Raw genomic sequence first — 23,794 nt, 5'->3', positions numbered from 1 at the left:
CCCCCGGGGCGTTCCGTCCCACGGGCCGCAGGGCTGCTCCGCCGTGCCCGCAAGCAGCCCTGCTTGTCCGGGCACGGCACCGAAGACTTGAGGAAAGGCCATCTCCCATGCCAGTGGAGTTCCTCGGCATCGCCGCCACCAACGACGGCTCCGAAACCACCCCGCGCTCCGGCGCCGCCTTCGACAAGGAGTACACGCTCCGGCTCGCCCGGGCACACGAGGAGCACGGGTGGGACCGGGTGCTGTTCGCCTACGGTTCCGGATCGCCGGATCCGGCGCCGGCCGCCGCGTTCATCGCGAGCAGACTGGACCGTCTCCAGATCCTGCTCGCCCACCGTCCGAACGTCTCGTACCCGACCTTCGCCGCGAAGACCTTCGCCACCCTCGACCAGATCAGCGAGGGCCGGCTGACCGTGCACTTCATCACCGGCGGCAACGACCACGAGCAGGGTCGCGAGGGCGACACGCTCACCAAGGACGAGCGCTACACCCGCACCCGGGAGTACATCCGGATCGTCAAGAAGATCTGGACGAGCCACGAGCCCTTCGACCACGAGGGCGAGCACTACCGCTTCCACGACTTCGTCAGTGACGTCTTCCCCGTTCAACAGCCCCGCCCGAAGGTGTCGTTCGGCGGTTCGTCACCCGCAGCGTACGCCGCGGGGGGCGCCGAGGCGGACATCTACTGCCTGTGGGGAGAGCCGCTGGAGAAGACCGCCGAGCAGATCGAGAAGGTGAAGGCCGCCGCGAGGGCCGCGGGCCGTACCGACGTGCCGCGCATCCAGGTGGCGTTCCGCCCGATCATCGCCCCGACCGAGGAACTGGCCTGGGAGAAGGCCCACCGTACGGTCGGTGCCATTCGGGAGCGGCGCGAGGCCGGTCTTGTACGGCACCACCGCAGCGGCGCCCCGGACGCTGCAACTCCTCAAAACGTCGGCTCACAGCGGCTGATCGCCATCGCCGAGGCGGGGGAGCGCTACGACCGGGCCCTGTGGACCCCGACCGCCGCCGCCACCGGCGGCGCAGGCAACTCCAACGCCCTGGTCGGCACCCCGGAGACGGTCGCCCAGGCCCTGCTGGACTACTACGACCTCGGTGTCGACATCCTCTCCGCCCGGGGCTACGACCTGCTGGGCGACGCGATCGACTTCGGCCGGTACGTGATCCCGATCGTCCGTGAGGAGGTCGCCAAGCGCGACGCGGAGCGGGCGGCACGGGGGACACAGACCCTTGCGGCGGTGGGCGAATGAGTTCAGTAGCTCAACCATTCTCTTCAGCAGGGGGGACCCCCATCGGCAAGCACGCCCACGCCGAGATCGCCCGCTACCCCGACGAGGAGTTCACCCCGCCGTACGGAGGACTGCTCCTGCTGCTGGAGCACGGCGAGCCCGTCGCGGGCGGTGCGTTCCGCCACTACGACGCGACCACGGCCGAGTTGAAGAGGATCTGGACGCACTCCGCCCACCGGCGGATCCGCCTGACCACCGGGCCGCGCCGGCCCGAGGCCCGCGGCCTGCACCTGGCCACCGGTTACACCCCGCTGTTCGACACGGAGGCCGACCCGGAATCCACCGGCCCGCTGCCCTTCGAGAAGCACCTGCCCGCCGAAGCACCTGCAGCGCGCACGGGAAAGGCAGCCGACCGGTGAACCTCCGAGCGATCAGAACCCGTCTGCGCGTCGCCGCCGGCATCGCGCTGCTGCCCGTACTGGCCCTGACCGCCTGCGGCTCCGGTGACGCCCCCGGCACCACGGCAGCGGGCGCCCAGGCATCCCCGGCCCCGACCGACGACCCGGTCGCCGCGGTACACAAGGTGGACTCCGTAGCCGCCCTGCTGCCCGCCGGCGTGCGCAATGCGGGCACACTGCGGGTCGGCAGCTCGATCGGGTTCCCGCCGGGCGCGTACTACCCGAACGGCCCGGACAAGGCGCCCGCCGGCCAGGACATCGACCTCGCCGATGCGGTGGCCAAGGTCCTCGGCGTCAGACTGGAACGTCAGGACGCCTCCTTCGAGACGATCCTGCCGGCCCTGGGCAGCGGTAAGTACGACTTCGGCACCGGCAACTTCGGCGTCACCACCGAACGCCTGAAGACCATTGACTTCGTCACCTACATCAATGACGGTCAGGGCTTCGCGGTGAAGAAGGGCAGCACCGCACTCAGGTCGAAGGTCACCGACCTCACCCAGCTGTGCGGGCTGACCATCGGCACCGGGGCCGGCACCACCTTCGAGGCGACCCTCACCGCGCAGAAGGGCGTGTGCGCGAAGGCGGGCAAGAAGCCGTACGACGTGAAGATCTACTCGGAGAACGCGGCGACCCTCACCGCGCTCCAGCAGGGTCGCATCGACGTGATCATGTCGACCATCAACGGTCTGCGCTACCAGGCCGCACAGCCCGCGTCGCAGACCACCTTCCTCGGGGAGTACCACCGCCTCGACGTGGGCTTCGCTTTCAAGAAGGGCTCCCCGCTCACCAAGGCGTTCCAGGCCGCCGTCAACGAGCTGATCGAGGACGGCACATACGCCCGCATCCTCAAGAAATGGAGCACCTCCGCCTCCGCGATCGAGACATCGCGGATCAACCCGCCCGAGCACACATAAGAGTCGAGCAGGAACAACACGATGCCCTCCACCACTGGCGCCGCCCCGTCCGGTACGGCCTCCCCGGGCACCGCCCCCGCCGCCCCGCCCGCTCCGGACGACCCGGCCACCCTCAAGGTCGTCCCGGCCCGCCACTACGCCCGCTGGACGGCGGCCGTCGCCGTGGTCGTGCTGGTCGCCCAGTTCGTGCACGGTCTGGCCACCAACCCGGTGTGGGAGTGGGGCGTCTTCCGCGACTACGTCCTGTCCGAGACGATCGTTCAGGCGGTGTGGGTGACCCTCCAGCTCACCGCCTACGCCACCGTGCTGGGCTTCCTCCTCGGCACCGTCGTGGCCTTCATGCGGCTCTCGCGCAGCCCGGTGCTGCAGACCGTCGCCTGGACCTATATCTGGATCTTCCGGTCCATCCCGATGATCGTCCAGCTGGTGTTCTGGTTCAACCTAGGCGCGCTGTACAAGGAGTTGGGCGTCGGCATCCCCTTCGGCCCGGTGCTCTGGTCCGTCGACAGCAACAGCCTGATCGGCACCATCGGGGCCGCGGTGATCGGGCTGACGCTGCACCAGGCCGCCTACGCCGCCGAGATCGTCCGCGGCGGCGTCATCTCCCTCGACCACGGACAACGGGAAGCCGCCGCCGCGCTGGGCATTCCCCGGCTGCGGCAGATCCGGCGGATCGTGCTGCCACAGGCCATGCGCGCCATTCTGCCCACGGCCGGCAACGAGATCATCGGCCTGCTCAGGGCACCTCGGTGGTCTACGTGATGTCCATCGGCGAGCTGTTCCACCAGGTGCAGGTGATCTACGGCCGCAACGGCCGGGTGATCCCGCTGCTGCTGGTCGCCACCGCCTGGTACGTGGTGCTGACCTCCCTGCTGTCGGTCGCCCAGTACTACGTCGAGCGCCGCTATGCCCGAGGCACCCAACGCACCCCGCCGCCCACCCCGATCCAGCGTGCCCGCCGGTTCGTACGCGACCTGCGCGCCGCGGCGGCCCAGCGCAGCCGGCCCGTCGTACCCCTGAAAGCCCTGGGACCCCTGGGAGACAGCCGATGAGTGAGGTCATGGTGGACGTCCACGGAGTCCACAAGAGCTTCGGCCCGCTGGAAGTGCTCCGCGGCGTCGATCTGAAGGTCCGCACCGGCGAGGTCACCGTGATCATCGGCCCGTCCGGCTCCGGGAAATCCACGCTGCTGCGCACCATCAATCACCTGGAGAAGGTCAACCGCGGCTGGATCAGCATCGACGGCGAGCTCATCGGTTACCGCCGCGTGGGCAGCAAGCTGTACGAGCTGAAGGAGAAGGATGTTCTGAAGCAGCGCACCGGCATCGGGTTCGTCTTCCAGAACTTCCATCTCTTCCCGCACCTGACCGTGCTGGACAACCTCGTCGAGGCCCCCGTCTCCGCACTGCGCCGCCCACGCAGAGAGGCGGAGGAAAGGGCCCGCCGGCTGCTGGAGCGGGTCGGCCTCGCCGACAGGGCCGACGCCTACCCGCGGCAGCTCTCCGGCGGCCAGCAGCAGCGTGTGGCCATCGCCCGCGCGCTCGCCCTCGAACCGAAGGTGCTGCTCTTCGACGAGCCCACCTCGGCGCTCGACCCGGAACTGGTCGGCGAAGTCCTCGACGTCATCAAGGACCTGGCCCGTACCGGAACCACCATGATCGTCGTGACCCACGAGATCGGCTTCGCCCGCGAGGTCGCCGACACCGTGGTGTTCATGGACGGCGGTGTCGTCGTGGAGCAGGGACCGCCCGCAGCCGTCCTGGACGACCCCCAGCAGGAACGCACCCGCGCCTTCCTCTCCAAGGTCCTCTGATCGCCCCTCACCCCGTTTCGCACGCCCACGCAAGCAGAACGACCGTGTCCATCCACCTCGTCCGCCGCTCCGCAGCAGTCGCGCTCGGACTCGCCTCCGCCCTCGTCCTCGCCGCCTGCAGCAACCCTTCCGACGGCGGCACCACCGAGGTGGCGGTCACCAAGGGCACCAACTCACCTGGGGGAGCCGCCCGCCCAGGTCGCCGAGAAGATCGCCTGGATCAAGGGGCTGGCCGCAGAGCAGAACCGTGCCCATCGCTTCGGAATCCGGATGCACGTCATTACGCGCGACACCTCCGAGCAGGCGTGGGCGGAGGCGAACCGGCTCCTGGACGGCTTCGACCCGGAGACGGTGCGGTCGGTGCAGGCCGGCCCCGCCCGCAGTGAGTCCGAGGGCCAGCAGCGCATGCTCGCCCCGCACGGCGGCGGCAGCCCCGATGCCCTTGAGATCCATCCCAACCTGTGGGCAGGCATCGGCCTGGTACGCGGCGGTGCGGGCACGGCGCTGGTCAGCAGCCACGCCGAGGTGGCCGAGCGGATCCAGGAGTACCACGCCTTGGGCATCGATGAGTTCGTCCTCTCCGGTTACCCGCACTTGGAGGAGGCGTACTGGTTCGGCGAGGGCGTCCTGCCGAGGCTTCAGGCACAGGGCCTGTGGCGGCACCCGTACGGTCGCCAGGCAACGGCCTCGGTTCACGTGCCCATCGCCGACGCCGGGAGCCCGCGATGACGCTGCCGCAGTTCCGGCGGGCAGCGTCGCGAGGTTCCTGGCCATCACCCCCATCGTGCGAGCCCCCGCGCCCGCTCCGGATGCCACACGGCCCGTTCCAGCACCCGTATTCCGCCCATCGATCCGCCGACGACCAGTGCCGGCTGCCCATGCCTCGAGCGCGAGCCACCCTCACACCTCGAACGCGGGCCGCACGCCCGGCAGTTCACCACCAGCCTCCAGGGCAGCGGCTCCTCACGCTCGTACCACCGGCGATGGCCGGCCGGCCTTGAGGCTGCGAGGTCCTCTGTGCCGATGGACAGGCGCACGAGGCCGGGGAAGCGCCGGTGGCCGCCGGCTGTTCGGCGCACGTGGGTTTCGACGTCATGCCGCAGCGCGGGCCGGGGATCACCGCCGGCCCGCGCTCTGTCGGTCGGTCGTCAGCCGCCGGTCGTCAGCCGAGCAGCTTGCTCGCCAGCGTCGCGGCGTTGTACGAGCCCCAGCCGGTGGTGAAGTCCCAGCCGGTGGCCGCGGAGTAGGCGCCGTTGCTGCCGCTGGTGATGTCGTGGAAGCCGGTGCCGCTCGCGGAGTAGAGGGCGGGGTCGGCGAAGCCGAGGTCGGCCTTGCCGGCCGCCGCGGCCTGCTGGTTGTACAGGGCGGCGAACGCAGCCCACTCGGGTGCGGCGGCGCTGGTGCCGCCGACCGAGCTCCAGGAACCCTGCGAGTAGATGGAGACGCCGGGGCTGGGGTTGGCGTGGGCCGAGACGTCCGGCACCTGGCGGTAGCCACCGCCGGCGCTCTTCTGCACCGCCGTCTGCCAGCTGGGGATCTTGAAGACGGAGGACTTGCCGCCACCGCCTCCGGACCAGGCCACCTCCTTGCTCCAGGTGTTGGACGAGGTGACGGTCAGCCTGGTGCCGCCGACGCCGGTGACGTACGGGTCGCTGGCCGGGTAGTCCACGGAGGTGCCGCCGTCGCCCGCGTCGTCGGAGCCGCTGTCGCCGGAGGCCGCGTAGAAGCCGAGGCCCTGGGCGGCGCCGGCCTTGAAGACGGCGTCGACCGCGTTGATGCCCGAGGTGGTGCGGGCGCTCTCGGCGGCGCCCCAGCTGATCGAGGTGGTCGGGATGCCGCTGTCGACGATGGCCTGGTAGGTGTCGACCTCGCCGGCGTCGGAGTTGGGGCCCTCGAACACGGTGACGTTCGCCTTGGGGGCGATCGCGTGCAGGACCTCGATGTCCAGTTCGACCTCGACCTGGCCGTCGCCGAGCGTGCCGGAGCCGCCGTCCACCTTCTGCACGGTCGGGGCGGGCGAACCCAGGCCGTAGTGGTTGTCGTACGTGGTGATGTTGGACTGCTGGAAGCCGTCGAACTCGAGCAGCGCGATCTTCTGGCCGCTGCCGGAGTACGTGCCGGAGACGTTGTAGCCGCCCTTGAGCTGGGCCGGGGTGTAGCCGCCGCCGGGGCCGTTGTGCGGGCTGACGGTGCGCGGCGTCGCCTGGTGGTGCAGCTGGACGCGGTTGTCGAGGCCCGCCACGTCGCTGACGAGGGAGGCGATGGCGGCAGGCAGCGTCGGCGTGCTGTCGTTGGCGTAGAAGGAACGCCCCGTCTTCGTGTCCTTCCAGGTCGACAACTTGGCGCCGAAGGCGTTCTCCAGCTGGGCGGCGGTACCACTGGCGTCGACCAGCAGGTTGCCCGCGTGGACGGTGCCGACGGTCAGGCCCTGGGCGCGCAGGTAGTCCTTGAGCTGCTTGATCTCGGCGTCGGTCCGGCCGAAGCGGGCGGCGAACTGCCGCTTCGTCAGGTAGTGGCCGTACGAACTCGATCGCGGGTCACTGACCTTGGCGACAAACGAGTCAAGTGCCCCGCCACCTCTGGGAGTCAGGCTGATCGCCACCGATATGCGTGTGCCGGCCGCGACCTTCCCGGTGCGGGTGGCGTTCTGCTTCAGGCCCGGCAGGACGTCTCCGGCGATGGCGGCACGGTTCGCGTGGGGCTGCGCGCCGTTCGCGGCGTAGGCGGCGGGGACGACCGCGGTGACCAGGGCCGGCGCGGCGACCAGACCGAGTAGTTTCAGACGTGACTTCACTGAAGTCCTCCGGGGAGTGGGGGAGTTGTTCCGGAAGCGGAACGACTTCACCGTAGAAACACCGGCCCCACCCCCATAAGCGGGGGAACCCTTGCTTCATGTGTTAACAACCGATGTCACGTCAACGGCGTGTGTCGGGAGCACGACGGGCCTGCCTACGGCTGGGCCGACTCACCGTCACGGCCGGCCAGGACATCCACTCGGCCGCCGTTGCCGGAGTCGACGGCCGCCCCGGAGGCGAGCACTGCGACGGCCATCGCGTGGGCGAGCGCGGTGCGCGAGCGGACCCCGACCTTGCGGTAGACCCGCGACAGGGTCCCCTCCACCGTCTTGACGCTGATGAACAGCTGGGCTGCGACCTCCCGGTTGGTGGCCCCGCCCCCGACCAGCTCGGCGATCCTGGCCTCGGCGGGGGCGAGTCCGGGTCCGCCCGCGCCCGCCTCACCGCCCCGGTCCGCGGCGTCCAGCCGTGACAGCTCCTCCCTGGCTCGCGCCGCCAGCGGAGCGGCGCCGATCCGGGTGGCGATCTGAAGTGCCTCGCCGAGAACCGCCCGGGCCGCGCTCCTGCGGCGCGAGCGGTGCTCGACCGCGCCGAGCGCGATCAGTGTGCGCACCAGCTCGACGGGCAGGGGCAGCCGACGCAGCCGGCCCACGACGGCACGCAGCCCCGCCGCCCCCTCCTTCGCCCGGCCGATCCCCGCCTCGCGCAGTCCCTCCGCCCGTTCGAGAGCCGCCAGCACGCTGCCGGGCGTATCAGCGGTCACCCGTGCGTAGGCCTCTCGGACGACGGCCTCGGCCTCGCCCGTCTCGCCGAGGAGGACCAGGGCTTCGGCCAGGTCGCCGTACCAGTGCAGCAGGGGCGGGTCGGCGGCGCACATGGCGTTGCCGAGTTCTCTCACGCGTTGCAGCGCCTCGACCGCGGAGGCGGCCCCCTGCGGGTCGCCGGCGAGCAGTTCGGCCTGCCCGAGCACGGCCAGCGCACGCAGCAGGAACAGCCGGTCGCCGTCGGCCTCCGAGGCGCGTACCGCCTGCTCGGCCAGCTGCCGGGCCTCTTCGGCGGTGCCGCCCGCGGTGGCCGCCAGCGCGGCCGCGTACAGCGCGGGAGCCGCCTGGGCCGTGGCGCCCGAGCAGCGCGCGGCGGTGTGCAGTGCCTCGCGGCAGTGCCCGGCCCGCACCTGGATCCGGGTCAGCGACACCAGTGTCGCCATGACCTCCTCGACCCCCGCGAACTCCTCTATGCGATACAGGAGTTCGGCGACCTGCTCCCCTGCCTCGGCCACCCTGTCGGCGTCCAGGGCGAGGATCGCCCGCATCCGGATCAGTCGCCAACTCTGCGGACCTCCGTCGGCGCCGCCGGCCAGGGCGAGCGCCTCCTCCAGCGCGGCGTCCGCCGCGACCGGTTCGCCGGCCAGGGACCGCACCCGGGCGTACGTGGCGAGCGCCCCGGTGCGGGTCTCCGTGTCGCCCGCCACCGCCGCCTGCCGGGCAGCGCGCCGGGCATGCCCGGCCGCCTCCTCCAACTCCCCGCACAACAGGCCGCGTACGGCCGCCCAGTGGTGCAGCCAGGCCTCGGCCTGCGGATCGCCGACGGCGTCCCGGAGGCCTTCCTGGATGAGCGCGTGGGCACCCTCCAGCGCCTGCCCGGCGTTGCGCAGCAGGATCAGCCGGGCCCGCACCCGGCGGCGTGCCGAACCCGATGCGGCGAGGACCGTCTCTGCGGCTTCGGCCGCCTCGTCCGGCTGTCCGGCGTCGCAGGCGTACTCCGCCGCGGCCAGCAGCCGGTCGTCCCGGTCCGCGGGCCGGTCGCCGGGGGTACGGCGGGCGGCGAGCTGGGCCAGTTCGCAGGCGGCGCCGAGCGCGCCGTCGCGGCGCGCGGACGCCGCCGCGGACATCAGGGTCCGGGCGGTGTCCTCATCCGGATGCGGGCACGCGTGAGCGAGATGGCGGGCCCGTTCGACGGGCTCGTTGATCGCGCGGGCCAGCAGCGTGTGCGCCTGCCGGCGGTCGTGCTCCGGGGCGTCGGCATAGACGGCGGCCCGGAGCAGCGGATGCCGGAATCGTATGGTTCCGTCGGCGTCGGACGCCGTCACACCGAGTCGTTCGGCCTCCGCCAGGTCCGCGGCGGGATCGGCGAGGCCGGCGGCACGCAGCAGGGTGAGGTCGGGACGGGCGGCGGCGCTCGTGACCAGGAGCGTGCGCCGCGCCGTCTCCGGCAGGGTGCGCGCCCGGCCCAGAACCCGGGTGCGCAGTCTTCGGGGCACAGGCAACGCCGGGCCGAAGGTCCTGGGCACTGGACCGCGCAGGGCCACTGCTCGCCCCAACTCCAGTGCGTACAAGGGGTTTCCGTCGGCGGTGTCCCGGATCGCCCGCAGTACATCGGGTGGCAGCTCGGCGCCGGTGCCGGCGCGCACGAGGCGGGCCACCTCGTCGTCCGTCAGCGACGGCACAGGGAGTTCGGTGGTGCCCGGCGGGCAGCAGCGCAGTCGCTCGGGCTGTTCACCGTCCGCCACCCGCTCGGCGGCGACCACCCGTACGTCCAGGCCGTCGAGGCGGCGTACGGCGAAGGCCAGCACCTCCGCGGTGGGCTCATCGAGCCACTGCAGGCCGTCGAGGACCAGCAGGACGGGGCCGGCGGCGGCCAGCGTGCGCAGCACCTCGAGGAACGCGAGGCGCACAGCGAGACGGCTGCGGTCGTCCGTCGGTTCCGTGCCATGCAGCAGGGCTGCCCTCAGCGCCGCACGGGGTTCGGGCTCGAGGGGCTCCAGGCACCCCTCCGGCACCTGTGCGAACAGGTCGATGAGCCCGACGAACGGGAGCCGGGCGTCCTCCTCCGCGGGCGAGCAGCGCAGCACGGTGCCGGCCGACGCGGCGCGCGCGGTCAGTGACGCCGTGAGGGCCGCCACGAGCGTGGACTTGCCGATTCCCAGGGGGCCGTGGAAGAGCACTCCGGGACGGGCCGTCAGTGCGACCCGGGCGGCGTCGAGCAACTCGTGGCGCCCGGTCAGTGACCGTGCTTCCACTGCAGCAGCTCGTCCACGGCATCCACGGCATCCATGGCGTCCATGGCATCCGTGGCTTTCGTCCGTGATCCCGCCAGTGAGGGGGCACACCTGGCGCCGGGGGCGGAACCATCGGTACGGCGAGTGCAGCGGGCCCCGGGAGGCAGGATCATGTGTTCATGACAACTTGCGCGACTTCGCCTTGTCAATAGCGGCTGTCACGCGGGTCCGCAAGGCGCGCGATGAGTCGGGTGTCGGCCGCTTCGCCTGGCGTGACTGTTCCCGGGGCACGCCGACCAGCCGGGCGGCCGGCTGCGGCGGCGAACCGTACCGGCACCGCCCGCGCCGTCGGGACGGAAAGTCGCACACGAGGATCAATGTGGGCGCGACAGGCCGCTCGGCCAACGGCATAGTGCCGCTGTACGCGCCGGGTACCGGTCGGCGTCTGGTGGGGGAGGTCTCGGCCGGCATTCCGGAGGCCCAGGCGTCCGGCGAGCTGGTGCGTGAGCTGCCCGCCTTCGGCCACTACGCCGGGATCGCCCTGGCGGTCGGAGCGGCCGCCGCGTTCCTGCTCGCCGCCCGGCTCAAGCGGAGCACGTTCGGACCGGAGCTGGAGGAGATCGCGGGCCTGCTCCAGGACCGGGAGGCCACCCTGCACGGCATCCGGGAGGGCGTGGTCGGCCTCGACCCGCGAGGCCGGATCACCGTGGTCAACGACGAGGCGCGGCGGCTGCTCGGTCTCACGGGGGACGTCGAGGGACGCCCCCTTCATCTGGGCCGAGCAGGCGATCCCGGTACCGATGGCGGACACCCCGAACGACAGTGAAGGCGCCTGTCGGAACAGCCCCGGTGCGGGTGCGGGTACTGCCGTCGGCGTCGCCGGCCGGGGTGTCCGCAGTCGGTCCAAGTGTGCTATCTGACGCTCCGTGACATCGCGTGCCACGCGGGCATCGCAAGTCCATGGAGGAGACGTGTCGCACTTACCGGCACCTGATGCCGGGCAGCATCACAAAGGCGGCCCGCATTCCGGACGCAGGGCTGTGGGAAGCGGCTTGATTCGGTCATGCCGGACAGCAGGTTTCTTCGTCTGGCGGTCGTACACATCCGTGCGACTTCGACCAGCCTGAATGGTGGGGTGAAAGTCCGGAGTCCGAGCCGCACTGGGCACGTGACCACGAATGTGCGATCGTCCCGTTGAACCGGCTTCCACCCCGGGGGCAGACGACGATGTGGAGCCGGCCCGCTCACGCAGGCACCGGGCTCAGCACCGCAGAGTGCCGCACTTCGCCGCGTCCCGGGCCGACAATGAGGTCGGACCGGGACGTCGGGCTCAGGCGAGGTCGAACCGGTCGAGATTCATCACCTTGTTCCACGCTGCCACGAAGTCATGTACGAACTTCTCTCCCCCATCCTGGGACGCGTAGACCTCCGAGACGGCTCGGAGCTGGGAGTTCGCACCGAAGATCAGGTCGACGGCGGTGGCGGTCCACTTGACCTCGCCGGTGGCGCGATCCCGGCCTTCGAACACGGTCCCGTCCGTAGCCGACGCCTTCCACTCCGTGCCCATGTCGAGCAGGTTGACGAAGAAGTCGTTGGTCAGGTTTCCAGGCCGGTGGGTCAAGACACCATGGGGGGATCCCTTGAAGCCGGTGTTCAGGGCCCGCATGCCGCCGATCAGCACCGTCATCTCGGGAGCGGTCAGCGTCAGCAGGTTGGCGCGGTCCAGCATGAGCGTCTCCGGAGACAGCTTCTCGCCCGCCGGAAGGTAGTTGCGGAAGGCATCCGCTTTGGGCTCCAGCACGGCGAACGACGTCGTGTCGGTCTGCTCCTGCGAGGCATCCGTACGCCCCGGTGCGAACGGAACCGTCACGTCGTACCCGGCATTCCTCGCGGCCTGCTCGACGGCCGCGCACCCGCCGAGGACGATCAGGTCGGCGAGGGAGACCCGCGTTCCGCCGGTCTGGGAGAGGTTGAAGTCCTGCTGGATCCGCTCGAGCGTGCGCAGTACCTCGGTCACCTCGGGGAGGTCGTTGAGCTCCCAGTCCTTCTGCGGCGCGAGCCGGATTCGTGCTCCGTTCGCCCCGCCGCGCTTGTCGGTGCCGCGGAAGCTCGCCGCCGACGCCCAGGCGGTGGTGACCAGCTGGGCGACGGAAAGACCCGAGGCGAGGATCCTGCTCTTGAGGGCAGCGATGTCCTCGTCCCCGACCAGTTCGTGATCGACGTCGGGAACGGGGTCCTGCCACAGCTGCGGCTCGGGAATCCAGGGGCCGAGGTAACGCGAGCGGGGTCCCATGTCGCGGTGCAGCAGTTTGTACCACGCCTTGGCGAACGCCACCGCGAGTTCGTCCGGGTTCTCGTGGAACCTCTTCGTGATCGGGCCGTAGACCGGGTCCACCTTCAGCGCGAGGTCCGTCGTCAGCATCATGGGGGCGTGGCGCTTCGACGGATCATGGGCGTCGCGTACGGTGTTCCTGGCCGCGGGGTCCGAGGGAGTCCACTGGTGGGCGCCGGCGGGGCTGCTCGTCAGCTCCCACTCGTACCCGTAGAGATTGTCCAGGTATCCGTTGTCCCACCGGGTCGGCTCGGTGGTCCATGCGCCCTCCAGACCGCTGGTGAGCGTGTGGGGGCCCGTGCCGCTGTCGTATGTGTTCCGCCAGCCGAGGCCCTGCTGCTCGATGGGGGCGGCCTCGGGTTCCGGGCCGATATAAGTGGCTTCGACCGCGCCATGACACTTGCCGAAGGTGTGGCCGCCGACGATGAGCGCGACCGTCTCCTCGTCATTCATCGCCATGCGCCGGAATGTCTCCCGAACGTCCCGGGCGGCAGCCATCGGGTCCGGGTTTCCGTTGGGCCCCTCCGGATTGACGTAGATCAGTCCCATCTGCACGGCGGCGAAAGGACCGGCGAGTTCCCTGTCGCCGCTGTAGCGCTCGTCTCCGAGCCATGTGTCCTCGGGCCCCCAGAAGATCTCCTCGGGTTCCCAGATGTCCTCTCGTCCGAAACCGAACCCGAATGTCTTGAACCCCATGGATTCCATGGCACAGTTTCCGGCGAAGACCAGAAGATCGGCCCAGGAGATTTTCCGGCCGTACTTCTGTTTGACCGGCCACAGCAGACGGCGCGCCTTGTCCAGGCTCGCGTTGTCCGGCCAGCTGTTGAGGGGGGCGAAGCGCTGTGCGCCGCTGCCGCCACCGCCGCGGCCGTCCTCGATGCGGTACGTTCCCGCGGCATGCCAGCTCATCCGGATGAAGAGCGGCCCGTAGTGACCGTAGTCGGCAGGCCACCAGTCCTGGGATGTCGTCATCACCTCGAAGACGTCACGCTTCAGGGCGTCGACGTCGAGGGCCGCGAACTCTTCCGCGTAGTCGAAGTCCTCGTCCATCGGGTTGGATCGGGGCGAGTGCTGGTGGAGAACCTGAAGGTCCAGCTGATTCGGCCACCAGTCCCGGTTCGTCCTCGGCCGCTGAATCGGCGTGGGCGTCGGTGAAGGGATTGCTGGATTCTCGCTTTCGCTGCCGGACATGCCCGTCCTTCTTCCTGTCTCGGTGTTCCTTCTGTCGGCTGCCGCTCTTGACGTCGTTGGCTTTGCTGGTGTCGAGTTCGCGCACGTCGACCCACACAATCAGCGCGCCATGGCGCTCACCGGCTGGAAAATGTGCTGTACCTCGTCCGTATGGTGGCCCACCGCAGACCACACCTCTATGAAACACGCAGAGCACCCCGCATGACAGACGTGAGAGAAGGGACGGCCTTTCTGCACCCGTGCCGATTTCCGACGCAAGCCGAATCGAATACGGCGGCCCCAGACCCGCCGGAGGGGCCTGGCCGGTGGCGGCCGTAGGGGTGACACGCCCAACGGCCTGAGTGAACAGTCGTCCATCTTGATCGTCATCTGTCGGACGACGCGTTGGACGCCCGCTGGACATGAATCCGTGCGTCCTCGGGACTCGTCCCGAGGTCGTCTCGCCGGGCAGCGCCGCCGACACGTCGCTCAACAGGTTCCTGGAGCGGACCCGCCTTCTGTCGTCGGAGTCGTGCGGGTGTGCTGGGATACGACCAGGGTGCCGAGCAGGGATGGTCGGGGTCGGCCGGACGCCGTCGCTGTGCGAGGCCGCGTCGTTGGGCGGTGGGCAGGCGCGGATCGTAGTCGTACGCTCGCCCGCGCCCGGTCCCGGCTCCCTCGCCAGACGCGTCAGTGCGGCGTGGCCGCCACCGGCGAACATGTGGCACAGCCAGTTGGTGACCGTCCCCCGGGGGCCATGGGCCGGTCCGCGAGTGGCGACCGGTGCGCGCGGAATCATCGCAGAAATACTGGTCCAACCAGTTGACCAGAGACTTGGTCGCGTTCACCCTGATCGCCATGAATCAGGGACTCATCCGGCGCGAGGCGGTCTCCGACCAGCTCTTCGCCCTGTTGCGCGACAGGATCCTCGGTGGGGAACTGCCGGCCGGTTCCGCGCTCACCGCCGAACGGGATTTGGCAGCCGAGTTCGGGGTGAACCGGCATGCCGTCCGAGAGGCCGTCAAGCGGCTTCAGCAGGCACGGCTGGTCGAGGTCAGCCACGGCGGCCGCACGCTCGTCCTGGACTGGCGGCACACCGCCGGCCTCGACCTCGCCATGGGCATCGCGGCCGCCGACGCCGGGCCCTCGGTGGAGGACCTCGCCCGCGACGCCCTGGAGATGCGGGCGTGCATCGGCGCCGACGCGGCCCGGCTGTGTGCGATCCGGTGCTCCGAGGACACCGCCCGGCAGATCGTCGAGGCCGCGGGCCGGTACGCGCGCACCGGGCCCGATCTGACCGAGCTCGGTGATGCGGACGTCGCCTGGTGGCGGCTGATCGTGGAGGGTTCCGGGAACGTCGCCTACCTGCTGGCCTTCAACAGCCTGGTGGGCGGCACACTCCCGGTGGCCGACGTGCCGGACGACCTGCGGACCGCGGAACTCCTCGACGTCGAAGCACATCAGCGGCTGGCGGCACACATCGCGGCACGCGAGGCCGAGGCGGCGGAACGGCTGGCGCGCGAACTGCTGTCCCGCAGTGTGCCCGCGACGGCGCGGAAGGCGGTGCGCTGACATGATCCCGGCCGTGGTCTACGCGATACCGGCGTTCGTGCTGCTGGTCGTCGTCGAGGCACTGTCCTACCGCTTCCTCCCGGACGACGACGAACGCGGCTACGAGCTGCGGGACACTGTCACCAGCATGTCCATGGGCGCCGGCAGCCAGGTCGTCGCGATGCCGTGGAAGGCAGTGACGATCGTGCTGTACGCGGCTGTCTTCGCCGTCGCCCCCTGGCACCTGTCGCCGTCCTCCGCGTGGACGTGGGTGCTGCTGTTCTTCGGCGACGACCTCGCGTACTACGCGTTCCACCGCGCCCACCACCGGGTGCGGGTGCTGTGGGCGAGCCACGTGGTCCACCACTCCAGCGTCCGTTTCAACCTCTCGACCGCCCTGCGTCAGAGCTGGACGCCGATGACGGGGCTGCCCTTCTGGCTGCCGCTGGCACTGTTCGGCATTCCGCCGTGGATGATCCTGCTCCAGCAGGCCTTCAGCCTCGTCTACCAGTTCTTCCTGCACACCGAGCGGGTGGACAAGCTGTGGCGGCCGGTGGAGTGGTTCTTCAACACGCCCTCCCACCACCGCGTGCACCACGGTTCCAACAGGGTCTACCTGGACCGTAACTACGGCGGCATCCTCATCGTCTGGGACCGGCTCTTCGGTACGTTCGAGCCGGAAGGCGTGCGGGTGGTGTACGGCCTGACGAAGAACATCGACACCTACAACCCGGTGCGGGTGGCCTTCCACGAGTTCGCGGCCGCCTGGCGCGACGTCCGCGCGGCGCGGCGTTGGCGCGACCGTGTCGGGTATCTGTTCGGGCCGCCCGGCTGGGCACCCAGAGCGGACGGATGACACGCCACCGCTGATCTTCGCACCAGCGTGCTCGGGCCCGTCCCGTGGGTCGTCACCGGCGTCATGCCCGCATCAAGGCTGACATCCCCCACCACAACACTGCGGAACCGCAGCGCGACCTCGAGTCGTAGGGGGCTCCCGCAGGTGCGACCCGCAGGTCCGTCCCAGCCACCCTGGGCGGTGCCACCCTCGGCGTGGCCGCGCAGGGTCTCGCCGCCACGCAGGCGACCGCCGTCACCGGGCACCGGGCCGCGGTCCGCAGGCTGCCGCCTGCGTCCTCGACATCCAGTACGCCGAGGACTGATCCGGTCCGGGGCCAGCCGTGTGCCAGCGCAGGCGCGACGCCGCCTCCCGCGCGAGACCGGCGGCGGTGGGATCGCCGAGGCTCACCCGGGCGCAGGCGGCTCCGTCGTCGAGCGTCAGCACAGTCGCCGCAGCCTTATCCGGGTCGGGTTCCTGCGATGCCGGGGCGAGTTCCGCGAGAGAGCGGAGGATCTCGCGTTTGCACCCGGCCACGCCGGTCGAGGAGACCCCTGGCCGCGCTCGACGCCCTGGTGCGGCAGGGCAAGGTGCTCTGCATCGGCCACTCCACGGTCGAGCGGTTCGAGGAGACCCTGGCGCAGGCCGAAGAGGTGCTGGAGCTGCGGAGGCTGTTCGGGAGCCCGGACTGTTTCGTCCGCGTGGCCGTCGCCGATCTCTCCGCCTACGAGACGTTCCTCAGTCAGCGGGTCATGACCATCCCCAGGATCAAGAACGTCACCTCGCACTTCACGATGAAGACCGTCAAACCGGGCCCGTAGAGGAGGACGGGACCCGGATCGGCGGCCGTTGCGCGTCGGCGGGGGAGTCAGGTGGCCGGCCTGAGCTGGGCGTTGGCGCGGTGCTGCGGGCCGCGAGGCCCGTAGTCGATGTCCGCGCCGGTGTTGCTGCTGGCCATGACCGCGGCCGGAGCGTCGTAGGGATCCATGACCGCTTCGATGAGGATCAGCGTGTCGTTGGGCGCGCTGAGGGCCTCCGCCAGGTCCGCGGGAGTCCTGACGACGAACGAGCGCGCCGTGGTGTCCGGACGGAGCACTCTCGGCAGATCCGCGTAGGCCCAGGTCGCGATGTCGTTGTACTGCTCGGTTCTGCCGAGGTATCCGCGTTCGATGGTGTATCCGCCGTTGTTGATCAGGAAGATCACCGGCTTGTGGTCGTGCCGCAGGATGGTCGACAGCTCCTGCGCGGTCAGCTGGAACGAGCCGTCGCCCAGGAACAGCAGGTGGCGACGGTCCGGTGCTGCGGTCAGGGTGCCGAGCAGGGCCGCGACCGAGTAGCCGATCGAGCCCCAGTTGATCGATCCGACGAAGGTGCAGTCCGGTGGCAGCTGCAGGCCGAGGAGGGCGTACGACGTGCCGTTGTCGAGGAGGAGCACGTCCCCGGCCCGGAGATAGCCCTGGATCGCCTGCCAGTACGCGGCCTGGGTCAGGTTGGTGGAGCCGACTGCGTGGGTCTTCGCCGCTGTAGCCCCCCGCTGTGGTGCAGCACGGCTCGTGACGTGCGGGACGGCGTCCCGTACGCCGCGGATGACTTCCTGGAGTGTCACTGCCTGGTAGTTGTCATCGCCGATGTCCACCGAGTGGCTGCGGGCGCGGATCGTGTCGGCGGGCAGCGAAGCGGTGAAGTCGCCCGTGGTCACCTCGATCGGCCGGTAGCCGATGGAGAGCAGGCAGTCGCTGGACTCGATCGCCGCGCGCGTGTGCGGCTCGCTTGCCTGGCCGTTGTAGATGCCGACGTAGTAGGGGAACGTCTCGTCGATGACCGCTTTGGCTGTGCTGATCACTGCCACGGGGAGCTGCATCTTCTCGGCCAGCCCCATGAGGTCGGCTGCCACGCCGAACCGGTCCGCGTCCAGATCCACCAGGACCGCCGGTGACTCGGCGGCGGACAGGTGGCCCGCGATCGCGGTGATGCACGACCGCAGCCGTTCCGGGTCGCTGGGCGGTTGTGCGAGTACCAGCGGGGCCTCGGGAACCTCGATGTCGAGATAGGCGATGTCGGAGGGCAACTCCATGTACACCGGGAGCTTTTCGCGCCACGCGGTGAGGATCAGTCTGTCGATCTCGGTGACCGCGTTGTGCGGGGTCAGTCGCGCCTGCGCGGCGGTCACCTGCGCGTAGGCGCCGAGGAAGCGGTCCCATGTGCCGTCGGCCATCGTGTGGTGCATCCCCAGGCCGCGATCGATGGACTTCAGCGGTATCGACCCGCAGATACAGACCACCGGCACGTGCTCGCTGTAGGAGCCGGCGACCCCGTTGATCGCGCTCAGGGCGCCTACGGCGTTCGTCACGAGCAGTGCGCCCATGCCGTTCAGCCGGGCATAGCCGTCGGCTGCGTAGGACGCGTTCAGCTCACTGCAGTTGCCGACCCATTGCAGCGTGCCCGCGTCCTGGAGCTGCTGCAGCAGTTCGAGGTTGAAGTCACCAGGGACGCCGAAGAGGTGGCCGACGCCGGCCTCCTTCAGACGCCGGAGCAGGAAGTCGCCGATCGTCATCCATCGGCTCGGGCTGGTGGACATCGCCTGTGCCTCCGCATCGCCGGTGTCGTCTCCGCTGGGAGCGGGAGCGGCTCATTTCCATTTTGCGGTGAGAGATGGCTGGGGGCCTCTGGGGGCGTTCGCGCTTCCACTCACGGACCGTCCTCATCTTGATCTGCTTGTCGTCGGTCTCTTCGAGGGTGAGCGCCACGATCCGCTGGACGTGGATGTCAGGCAGGTGGATCTGCGGGTACCGCACGCTGCCGCTGACCTTGCCCGAGTCGCGGGGCATGAGGGCGACGGCCCCGCAGCCGGCGAGACGGTCGTCGGTGCCGAAGACGTCCATGCCCCCGCCGGTGACCGCCGGGACTCTGCGCCGACGACGCCCAGACCGGCCGATCCGGCGGATGGCAGCACGCACCTGGTAGCCGGCCAAGCCGTCGACGAAGAGCGGCAAGCTCGACAGAAGCGTTTGCGGGATGTCCCCACCTGAATCCACCTCAGAAAAGCCGGCAACGGATCAGTGTGTGTCCTCGAACACCCGGCGACAGCTGACCACACATGCGAATCGTTGTAGTCTCCGAAGACCGCCCTTGACCTGCAAAAAGCAGGCAGGGAGCAGACAAACCGGGAGATTCTCCGTGCTTCGTACCATGTTCAAGTCCAAGATCCACCGCGCCACCGTCACCCAGGCCGACCTGCACTACGTGGGATCGGTGACCATCGACGCCGACCTGCTCGACGCCGCCGATCTGCTGCCCGGCGAGCTGGTGCACATCGTCGACATCACCAACGGTGCCCGGCTGGAGACCTACGTCATCGAGGGTGAGCGCGGGTCCGGGGTGATCGGGATCAACGGGGCGGCCGCCCATCTCGTGCACCCCGGAGACCTGGTGATCATCATCAGCTACGCCCAGGTCACCGACGCCGAGGCACGGGCGCTGAAGCCCCGCGTCGTGCATGTCGACGCCGGCAACCGGATCGTCTCCCTCGGTGCCGACCCGTCCGAGCCGGTGCCCGGCTCGGACCAGCAGCGCAGCCCGCAGGCCGTCCGGGCCTGACCGAGGCGCTCCGGGCGGGTGGTGGCTCGGCCTGTCGGGTGAGTGGCCGCGCGGGGGTCGGGTAGGCGGGGGAGTAGTCCAGAGGCGACGTTCAGCGACTGCCCGGAGGACGCCATGACGAACCCGCACCTCGACCCGCTCCCCCAGGGGCCGACGCCGGGTCCGGGTCCCACCACACCGGACCCCTACCCGAGCCCCGTCCCCCCGCCCGAGCCGGGCCCCCAGCCGACCCCACCCCCGCCGGGTCCCGACCCGACCCCACCCCCGGCACCTCCGGCCCCCGGCCCACCGGAGCCGTCACCGTCCCCGATCCCACCGGGGCCGGAACCCGTACCCAACCCCGAGCCAGGCCCACCCCTCACCTGACGACGCCGGGCACACATCCTCCCCGAAGGGGCGCGGGGACCTGTCGTTATGCGGCTCCGCCGCGTGGGCGCGACCAGCCACGACGCACCCGGACACGTCGGCCGCGCGTCCCCCCGCCCCCTGGGCGGACACCTCAGGCAGACACCTCCGACCGGTCCCCACCCCACAGCGTGTGGAACGACCCCTCCCGGTCCACCCTCCGGTACGTGTGCGCCCCGAAGAAGTCCCGCTGCCCCTGCGTCAAGGCCGCCGGCAGCCGCCGCGCCCGCAGCGCGTCGTAGTACGCCAGCGCCGCCGCGAAGCCCGGCGTCGGCACGCCCTGCCGCGTCGCTGCGATCAGCACCTCACGCCAGTCGTCCTGCGCCTCGGCGATCTCGCGCGCGAAGGTCTCGTCGGACAGCAGGCTCGGCAGATCGGCGCGGGCGTCGTACGCGGCGCGGATCCGGTCCAGGAAGGCGGCGCGGATGATGCAGCCGCCCCGCCAGATCGAGGACACCGCACCCAGGTCGATGTCCCAGCCGTACTCCTCGCTGCCCGCGGCGATCTCGTGGAAGCCCTGCGTGTACGACACGATCTTGGACGCGTACAGCGCCTGCTCCACCCGGTCCGCGAAGGCGGCCGCCTCGTCCTTGCTCAGCGCTGCCGCCCGTGGGCCCGCCAGCCCCTGCGAGGCCTCGCGGAGCTTCGCGTGACCGGACAGCGAGCGCGCGAAGACGGCCTCGGCGATACCGGACACCGGAACGCCCAGGTCCAGCGCGATCTGGACGGTCCAGCGGCCGGTGCCCTTCTGCTCGGCCTGGTCGACCACCACGTCCACGAACGGCTTGCCCGTCGCCGCGTCCACGTGCGACAGGACCTCCGCCGTGATCTCGATCAGGTACGAGTCGAGACGGCCGGTGTTCCACGTACGGAAGATCTCCGCGATCTCGGCGGGGGAGTACCCGGCGACGTCGCGCAGGAGCTGGTACGCCTCGCCGATCAGCTGCATGTCGGCGTACTCGATGCCGTTGTGGACCATCTTCACGAAGTGCCCGGCGCCGTCGGGGCCGCAGTGCGTCACGCAGGGCGCGCCGTCCTTCGCCTTCGCGGAGATCTTCTCCAGCATCGGGCCCAGCGACGCGTACGACTCCACCGAACCGCCCGGCATGATGCTCGGCCCGTGCAGCGCGCCCTCCTCGCCGCCGGAGATGCCCGTGCCGACGAAGTGGATGCCGCGTTCGCGCAGCTCCCGCTCCCGGCGCCGGGTGTCCGCGAAGTGCGCGTTGCCGCCGTCGATGATCATGTCACCGGGCTCCAGGAGCGGTGCGAACTCCTGGATCACCGCGTCCGTCGGCTCGCCCGCCTTCACCATGATCACCAGGCGGCGCGGGCGCTCCAGCGCCGCCACGAACTCCTCGGCGGTCTCGGCCCCGACGAAGTCGCCCTCGTGCCCGAACTCCTCCACCAGCGCCTTCATCCGCGACGCCGTACGGTTGTGCACGGCGACCGTGTAGCCGTTGCGGGCGAAGTTACGGGCGAGGTTGCGGCCCATGACCGCGAGGCCCGTGACACCGATCTGCGCTGAAGTGCTCATACCGCCTGCTCCCTAGCTGCCTCGTGACTACGGCTCCGTCAGTACGGGTCCTCGCCCATCCTGACGTGCCGCCACGGCGAGCGCACATCCGACCCGCCATGCCTTTGTACGCACGCACGCCGCCCTCGGCCTCAGTCTCCGGCGATCCGGGCCAAGCGGGGGCCGTTCCCGGCCACTTGGGCGGTGCGGGAGGCCGGTTTTCCGTCTTGTCATGGCCTGTTCGTGGCGCTTACTTTTGCCCCCTCCTGACGCATGCCGAGGGGAATTCGGACATGGCCGTACGCGGCCGGCATCGCCGGTACCAGCCGAACAGGATCAACCGCGCCTCACTCACGGTCACGGCGGGCGGGGCCGGCCTCGCGATCCCGCTGGTCGCCGCCGGCACGGCCGACGCGGCCGACGCCTCCACCTGGAACAAGGTCGCCGCCTGCGAGTCCAGCGGAAACTGGAGCATCAACACGGGCAACGGCTACTACGGCGGGCTGCAGTTCACCCAGTCCACCTGGGAGGCGTACGGCGGCACCCGGTACGCCCCGCGCGCCGACCTCGCGACCAGGGACCAGCAGATCGCCGTCGCCGAGAAGGTCCTCGACGGGCAGGGGCCCGGCGCCTGGCCGGTCTGCTCGGTGCGGGCCGGGCTGACCCGCGGGGGCGCGGACGCCGGCGTGCACACCGACAGCGCCACCGTGCGCCCGGCGCAGCGCGCCGCACTGGAGGACGTGCAGGCGCACACCACCCCGCAGTCCCGCGCGGGCCGGGCCGAGATGTACACGGTGGTGCACGGCGACACCCTCTCGGGCATCGCCGACGAGCACCACGTCCGCGGCGGCTGGCGCGGGCTGTACGCCCGCAACCGCACGACGATCGGCGCCGATCCCGACCTGATCCTGCCGGGCCAGCGGCTCAGCCTGCGCGGTACGGCCGCCCCCGGCACCAAGTCCCCGGAGAAGAAGCACCCTTCGGAGCACAGGACCGCACCGCACCGGACCAAGAGCACCGGCCGTACGCTCGTCCCCCCGGTCGACGCGCCCATCGGCACCGGCTACCGCGTGGCCGGCTCGCACTGGTCGAAGGGCTACCACACCGGAGTCGACTTCCTCGTGCCGACCGGCACCTCCGTGAAGGCCGCGGAGGCCGGGCAGGTGGTGGCCGCGGGGTGGGGCGGCGCCTACGGCTACCAGGTGGTGATCCGGCACGCCGACGGCCGCTACACCCAGTACGGCCACCTGTCGGCCATCTCGGTGCGGATCGGGCAGAACGTCGGCACGGGCCAGCGCATCGGCCGTTCCGGAGCCACCGGGAACGTCACCGGCCCGCACCTGCACTTCGAGGTGCGGACCGGACCAGGCTTCGGTACGGACATCGACCCGCTCGCCTATCTGCGGGCGGGCGGCGTCAGGATCTGAGGCACGTACCGTGCGCGTCCAGGACCGGCAGCGGAGCCCCGACGCACGCGGGCAGCGCGAGGTACGACGCGGGGAGCGAGCGCAGGTCCGGCGGTCCGCCGCGGTCGGCGCTCTCCCCGCAGCCGCCCGGAACCAGGCCGCCGCCCGGGCCCGGAACCAGGCCGCCGCCCGGTCCCTGCACGAGCACCTCCCGCAGCAGCGGCGCGTCGGACGTGCCGTCGGCCCCGGGAAGCCCGCCCCGCTCCGGCGCGGCCTGTGCCGCCGCCCCTCGCTGCTGGGGCATGCCCGGGAACGTTTCCGCGGCGGAGACCGGTTCCGGGCCGGCGTCCGGCAGGGCGGGCGGCTCGGCGCGCTCGATCCGCTCGGTCGTCAGCATGACCAGACCGCCCGCCGCGACCACCCCGCAGCTCACGGCGAGCGCGGCGCCCGCGCCGCCGTAGCGGAACGTCTCGCCGAACATCAGGATGCCGACGGCGGCCGCCAGCACCGGATTGACCACGGTGAGCGTGGCCAGCGGCGCGGCGAGGCCGGCGCCCCGGTAGGAGGCCTGGGACAGCAGGACACCGGCGACGGCGAACAGGGCGATCACCGCGAGGGCCGGCAGGTCCTCCAGGTCGATGCCGTGCGTCCAGTCGACGGCGACGGTCTTGGTGAACACCGACGACATGCCGAACGCTATGCCGGAGGCGGTGGCGAGCAGCACGCTGCGCACCGCCGGGTGCCGGTGCGCGGCCCGGCCCGCGCACATCAGCGCCAC

16 protein-coding genes and 2 pseudogenes are annotated in these 23,794 nt (G+C 70.8%); 12 read left to right on the top strand and 6 right to left on the bottom strand.

The genetic code is table 11. The features are described from left to right. Positions 1–107 precede the first annotated feature (107 nt). From ABT288_RS28885 to ABT288_RS28860, 6 genes and pseudogenes are all read left to right on the top strand, one after another. On the top strand, positions 108–1,250 hold the full coding sequence (locus ABT288_RS28885; RefSeq protein ID WP_351613627.1) for an LLM class flavin-dependent oxidoreductase: 1,143 nt from the start codon (positions 108–110) through the stop codon (positions 1,248–1,250). Beyond that, positions 1,247–1,648, top strand: a complete 402-nt coding sequence (locus ABT288_RS28880) for a GNAT family N-acetyltransferase (RefSeq protein ID WP_351613625.1) — start codon at positions 1,247–1,249, stop codon at positions 1,646–1,648. Before ABT288_RS28885 ends, ABT288_RS28880 begins: the two co-directional genes overlap by 4 nt. After that, positions 1,645–2,601 (top strand): ABC transporter substrate-binding protein, encoded by a 957-nt coding sequence (locus ABT288_RS28875; RefSeq protein ID WP_351613622.1) that lies wholly within the window; start codon positions 1,645–1,647, stop codon positions 2,599–2,601. The genes ABT288_RS28880 and ABT288_RS28875 overlap by 4 nt, the downstream gene beginning before the upstream one ends. Positions 2,602–2,622: 21 nt before the next feature. Beyond that, positions 2,623–3,653: pseudogene (locus ABT288_RS28870) on the top strand (amino acid ABC transporter permease). Further along, on the top strand, positions 3,650–4,414 hold the full coding sequence (locus ABT288_RS28865; protein WP_351613620.1) for an amino acid ABC transporter ATP-binding protein: 765 nt from the start codon (positions 3,650–3,652) through the stop codon (positions 4,412–4,414). Before ABT288_RS28870 ends, ABT288_RS28865 begins: the two are co-directional and overlap by 4 nt. Positions 4,415–4,594: 180 nt before the next feature. Continuing rightward, positions 4,595–5,143 (top strand): annotated as a pseudogene (locus ABT288_RS28860) (LLM class flavin-dependent oxidoreductase); the annotation flags it as partial. A gap of 433 nt (positions 5,144–5,576) precedes the next feature. Here the strand turns inward: ABT288_RS28860 and ABT288_RS28855 are convergent. Both ABT288_RS28855 and ABT288_RS28850 read right to left on the bottom strand, forming a co-directional pair. Further along, positions 5,577–7,208, bottom strand: a complete 1,632-nt coding sequence (locus tag ABT288_RS28855; RefSeq protein ID WP_351613617.1) for a S53 family peptidase — start codon at positions 7,206–7,208, stop codon at positions 5,577–5,579. Positions 7,209–7,363: 155 nt separating this feature from the next. Beyond that, entirely contained in the window at positions 7,364–10,228 is a 2,865-nt protein-coding gene (locus tag ABT288_RS28850) for a helix-turn-helix transcriptional regulator (RefSeq protein ID WP_351613614.1), read from the bottom strand. A 358-nt stretch (positions 10,229–10,586) separates the two neighbouring features. On the opposite strand from ABT288_RS28850, the gene ABT288_RS28845 reads away from it, so the two are divergent. Beyond that, a complete protein-coding gene (locus ABT288_RS28845; RefSeq protein WP_351613612.1) occupies positions 10,587–11,033 on the top strand; it encodes a PAS domain-containing protein in 447 nt (148 codons plus the stop codon). A gap of 504 nt (positions 11,034–11,537) precedes the next feature. Here ABT288_RS28845 and katG read toward each other — a convergent pair. Next, positions 11,538–13,730: a catalase/peroxidase HPI gene (gene katG, locus ABT288_RS28840; RefSeq protein WP_351613610.1), complete on the bottom strand. Its 2,193-nt coding sequence runs from the start codon at positions 13,728–13,730 to the stop codon at positions 11,538–11,540. Between the two features lie 837 nt (positions 13,731–14,567). On the opposite strand from katG, the gene ABT288_RS28835 reads away from it, so the two are divergent. The 3 genes from ABT288_RS28835 (at position 14,568) to ABT288_RS28825 (ending at position 16,916) form a co-directional block, all read left to right on the top strand. Continuing rightward, positions 14,568–15,281, top strand: coding sequence for a FadR/GntR family transcriptional regulator (locus tag ABT288_RS28835; RefSeq protein ID WP_351613609.1), 714 nt, complete (start codon positions 14,568–14,570; stop codon positions 15,279–15,281). 1 nt (position 15,282) lies between these two features. Beyond that, positions 15,283–16,116 (top strand): sterol desaturase family protein, encoded by an 834-nt coding sequence (locus tag ABT288_RS28830; RefSeq protein ID WP_351613606.1) that lies wholly within the window; start codon positions 15,283–15,285, stop codon positions 16,114–16,116. Between the two features lie 554 nt (positions 16,117–16,670). After that, positions 16,671–16,916, top strand: coding sequence for an Lrp/AsnC ligand binding domain-containing protein (locus ABT288_RS28825; RefSeq protein ID WP_351613603.1), 246 nt, complete (start codon positions 16,671–16,673; stop codon positions 16,914–16,916). 47 nt (positions 16,917–16,963) lie between these two features. Here ABT288_RS28825 and ABT288_RS28820 read toward each other — a convergent pair whose 3' ends face one another. Then, the gene (locus tag ABT288_RS28820) at positions 16,964–18,673 is read right to left on the bottom strand and encodes an alpha-keto acid decarboxylase family protein (RefSeq protein WP_351613600.1); all 1,710 of its coding nucleotides are present in this window, start codon (positions 18,671–18,673) and stop codon (positions 16,964–16,966) included. Between the two features lie 599 nt (positions 18,674–19,272). Here ABT288_RS28820 and panD point away from each other — a divergent pair. Next, positions 19,273–19,692 (top strand): aspartate 1-decarboxylase, encoded by a 420-nt coding sequence (gene panD / locus ABT288_RS28815; protein WP_351613594.1) that lies wholly within the window; start codon positions 19,273–19,275, stop codon positions 19,690–19,692. A gap of 499 nt (positions 19,693–20,191) precedes the next feature. Here panD and gnd read toward each other — a convergent pair whose 3' ends face one another. Further along, entirely contained in the window at positions 20,192–21,631 is a 1,440-nt protein-coding gene (gene gnd, locus ABT288_RS28810; RefSeq protein WP_351613591.1) for an NADP-dependent phosphogluconate dehydrogenase, read from the bottom strand. Between the two features lie 272 nt (positions 21,632–21,903). On the opposite strand from gnd, the gene ABT288_RS28805 reads away from it, so the two are divergent. Beyond that, entirely contained in the window at positions 21,904–23,037 is a 1,134-nt protein-coding gene (locus ABT288_RS28805) for a transglycosylase family protein (protein ID WP_351613588.1), read from the top strand. On the opposite strand, the gene ABT288_RS28800 is transcribed toward ABT288_RS28805, so the two are convergent. After that, positions 23,027–23,794, bottom strand: a 768-nt coding sequence (locus tag ABT288_RS28800) for a DMT family transporter (protein WP_351613585.1), incomplete at its 5' end; no start/stop codon positions are given. The genes ABT288_RS28805 and ABT288_RS28800 overlap by 11 nt on opposite strands.

The organism is Streptomyces sp. NPDC001093, from assembly GCF_040298985.1.
GTDB lineage: Bacteria > Actinomycetota > Actinomycetes > Streptomycetales > Streptomycetaceae > Streptomyces.
Note: the sequence above shows the minus strand (reverse complement) of the source record. Positions and strands in the feature narration are given on the sequence as shown.

Excerpts from the sequence above, each read along its gene's own strand:
- ABT288_RS28885 (WP_351613627.1), top strand. The coding sequence starts at position 108 with ATGCCAGTGGAGTTCCTCGGCATCGCCGCCACCAACGACGGCTCCGAA.
- ABT288_RS28880 (WP_351613625.1), top strand. The coding sequence starts at position 1,247 with ATGAGTTCAGTAGCTCAACCATTCTCTTCAGCAGGGGGGACCCCCATC.
- ABT288_RS28865 (WP_351613620.1), top strand. The coding sequence starts at position 3,650 with ATGAGTGAGGTCATGGTGGACGTCCACGGAGTCCACAAGAGCTTCGGC.
- katG (WP_351613610.1), bottom strand. The coding sequence starts at position 13,730 with ATGTCCGGCAGCGAAAGCGAGAATCCAGCAATCCCTTCACCGACGCCC.
- ABT288_RS28835 (WP_351613609.1), top strand. The coding sequence starts at position 14,568 with ATGAATCAGGGACTCATCCGGCGCGAGGCGGTCTCCGACCAGCTCTTC.
- ABT288_RS28830 (WP_351613606.1), top strand. The coding sequence starts at position 15,283 with ATGATCCCGGCCGTGGTCTACGCGATACCGGCGTTCGTGCTGCTGGTC.
- ABT288_RS28820 (WP_351613600.1), bottom strand. The coding sequence starts at position 18,673 with ATGTCCACCAGCCCGAGCCGATGGATGACGATCGGCGACTTCCTGCTC.
- gnd (WP_351613591.1), bottom strand. The coding sequence starts at position 21,631 with ATGAGCACTTCAGCGCAGATCGGTGTCACGGGCCTCGCGGTCATGGGC.
- ABT288_RS28805 (WP_351613588.1), top strand. The coding sequence starts at position 21,904 with ATGGCCGTACGCGGCCGGCATCGCCGGTACCAGCCGAACAGGATCAAC.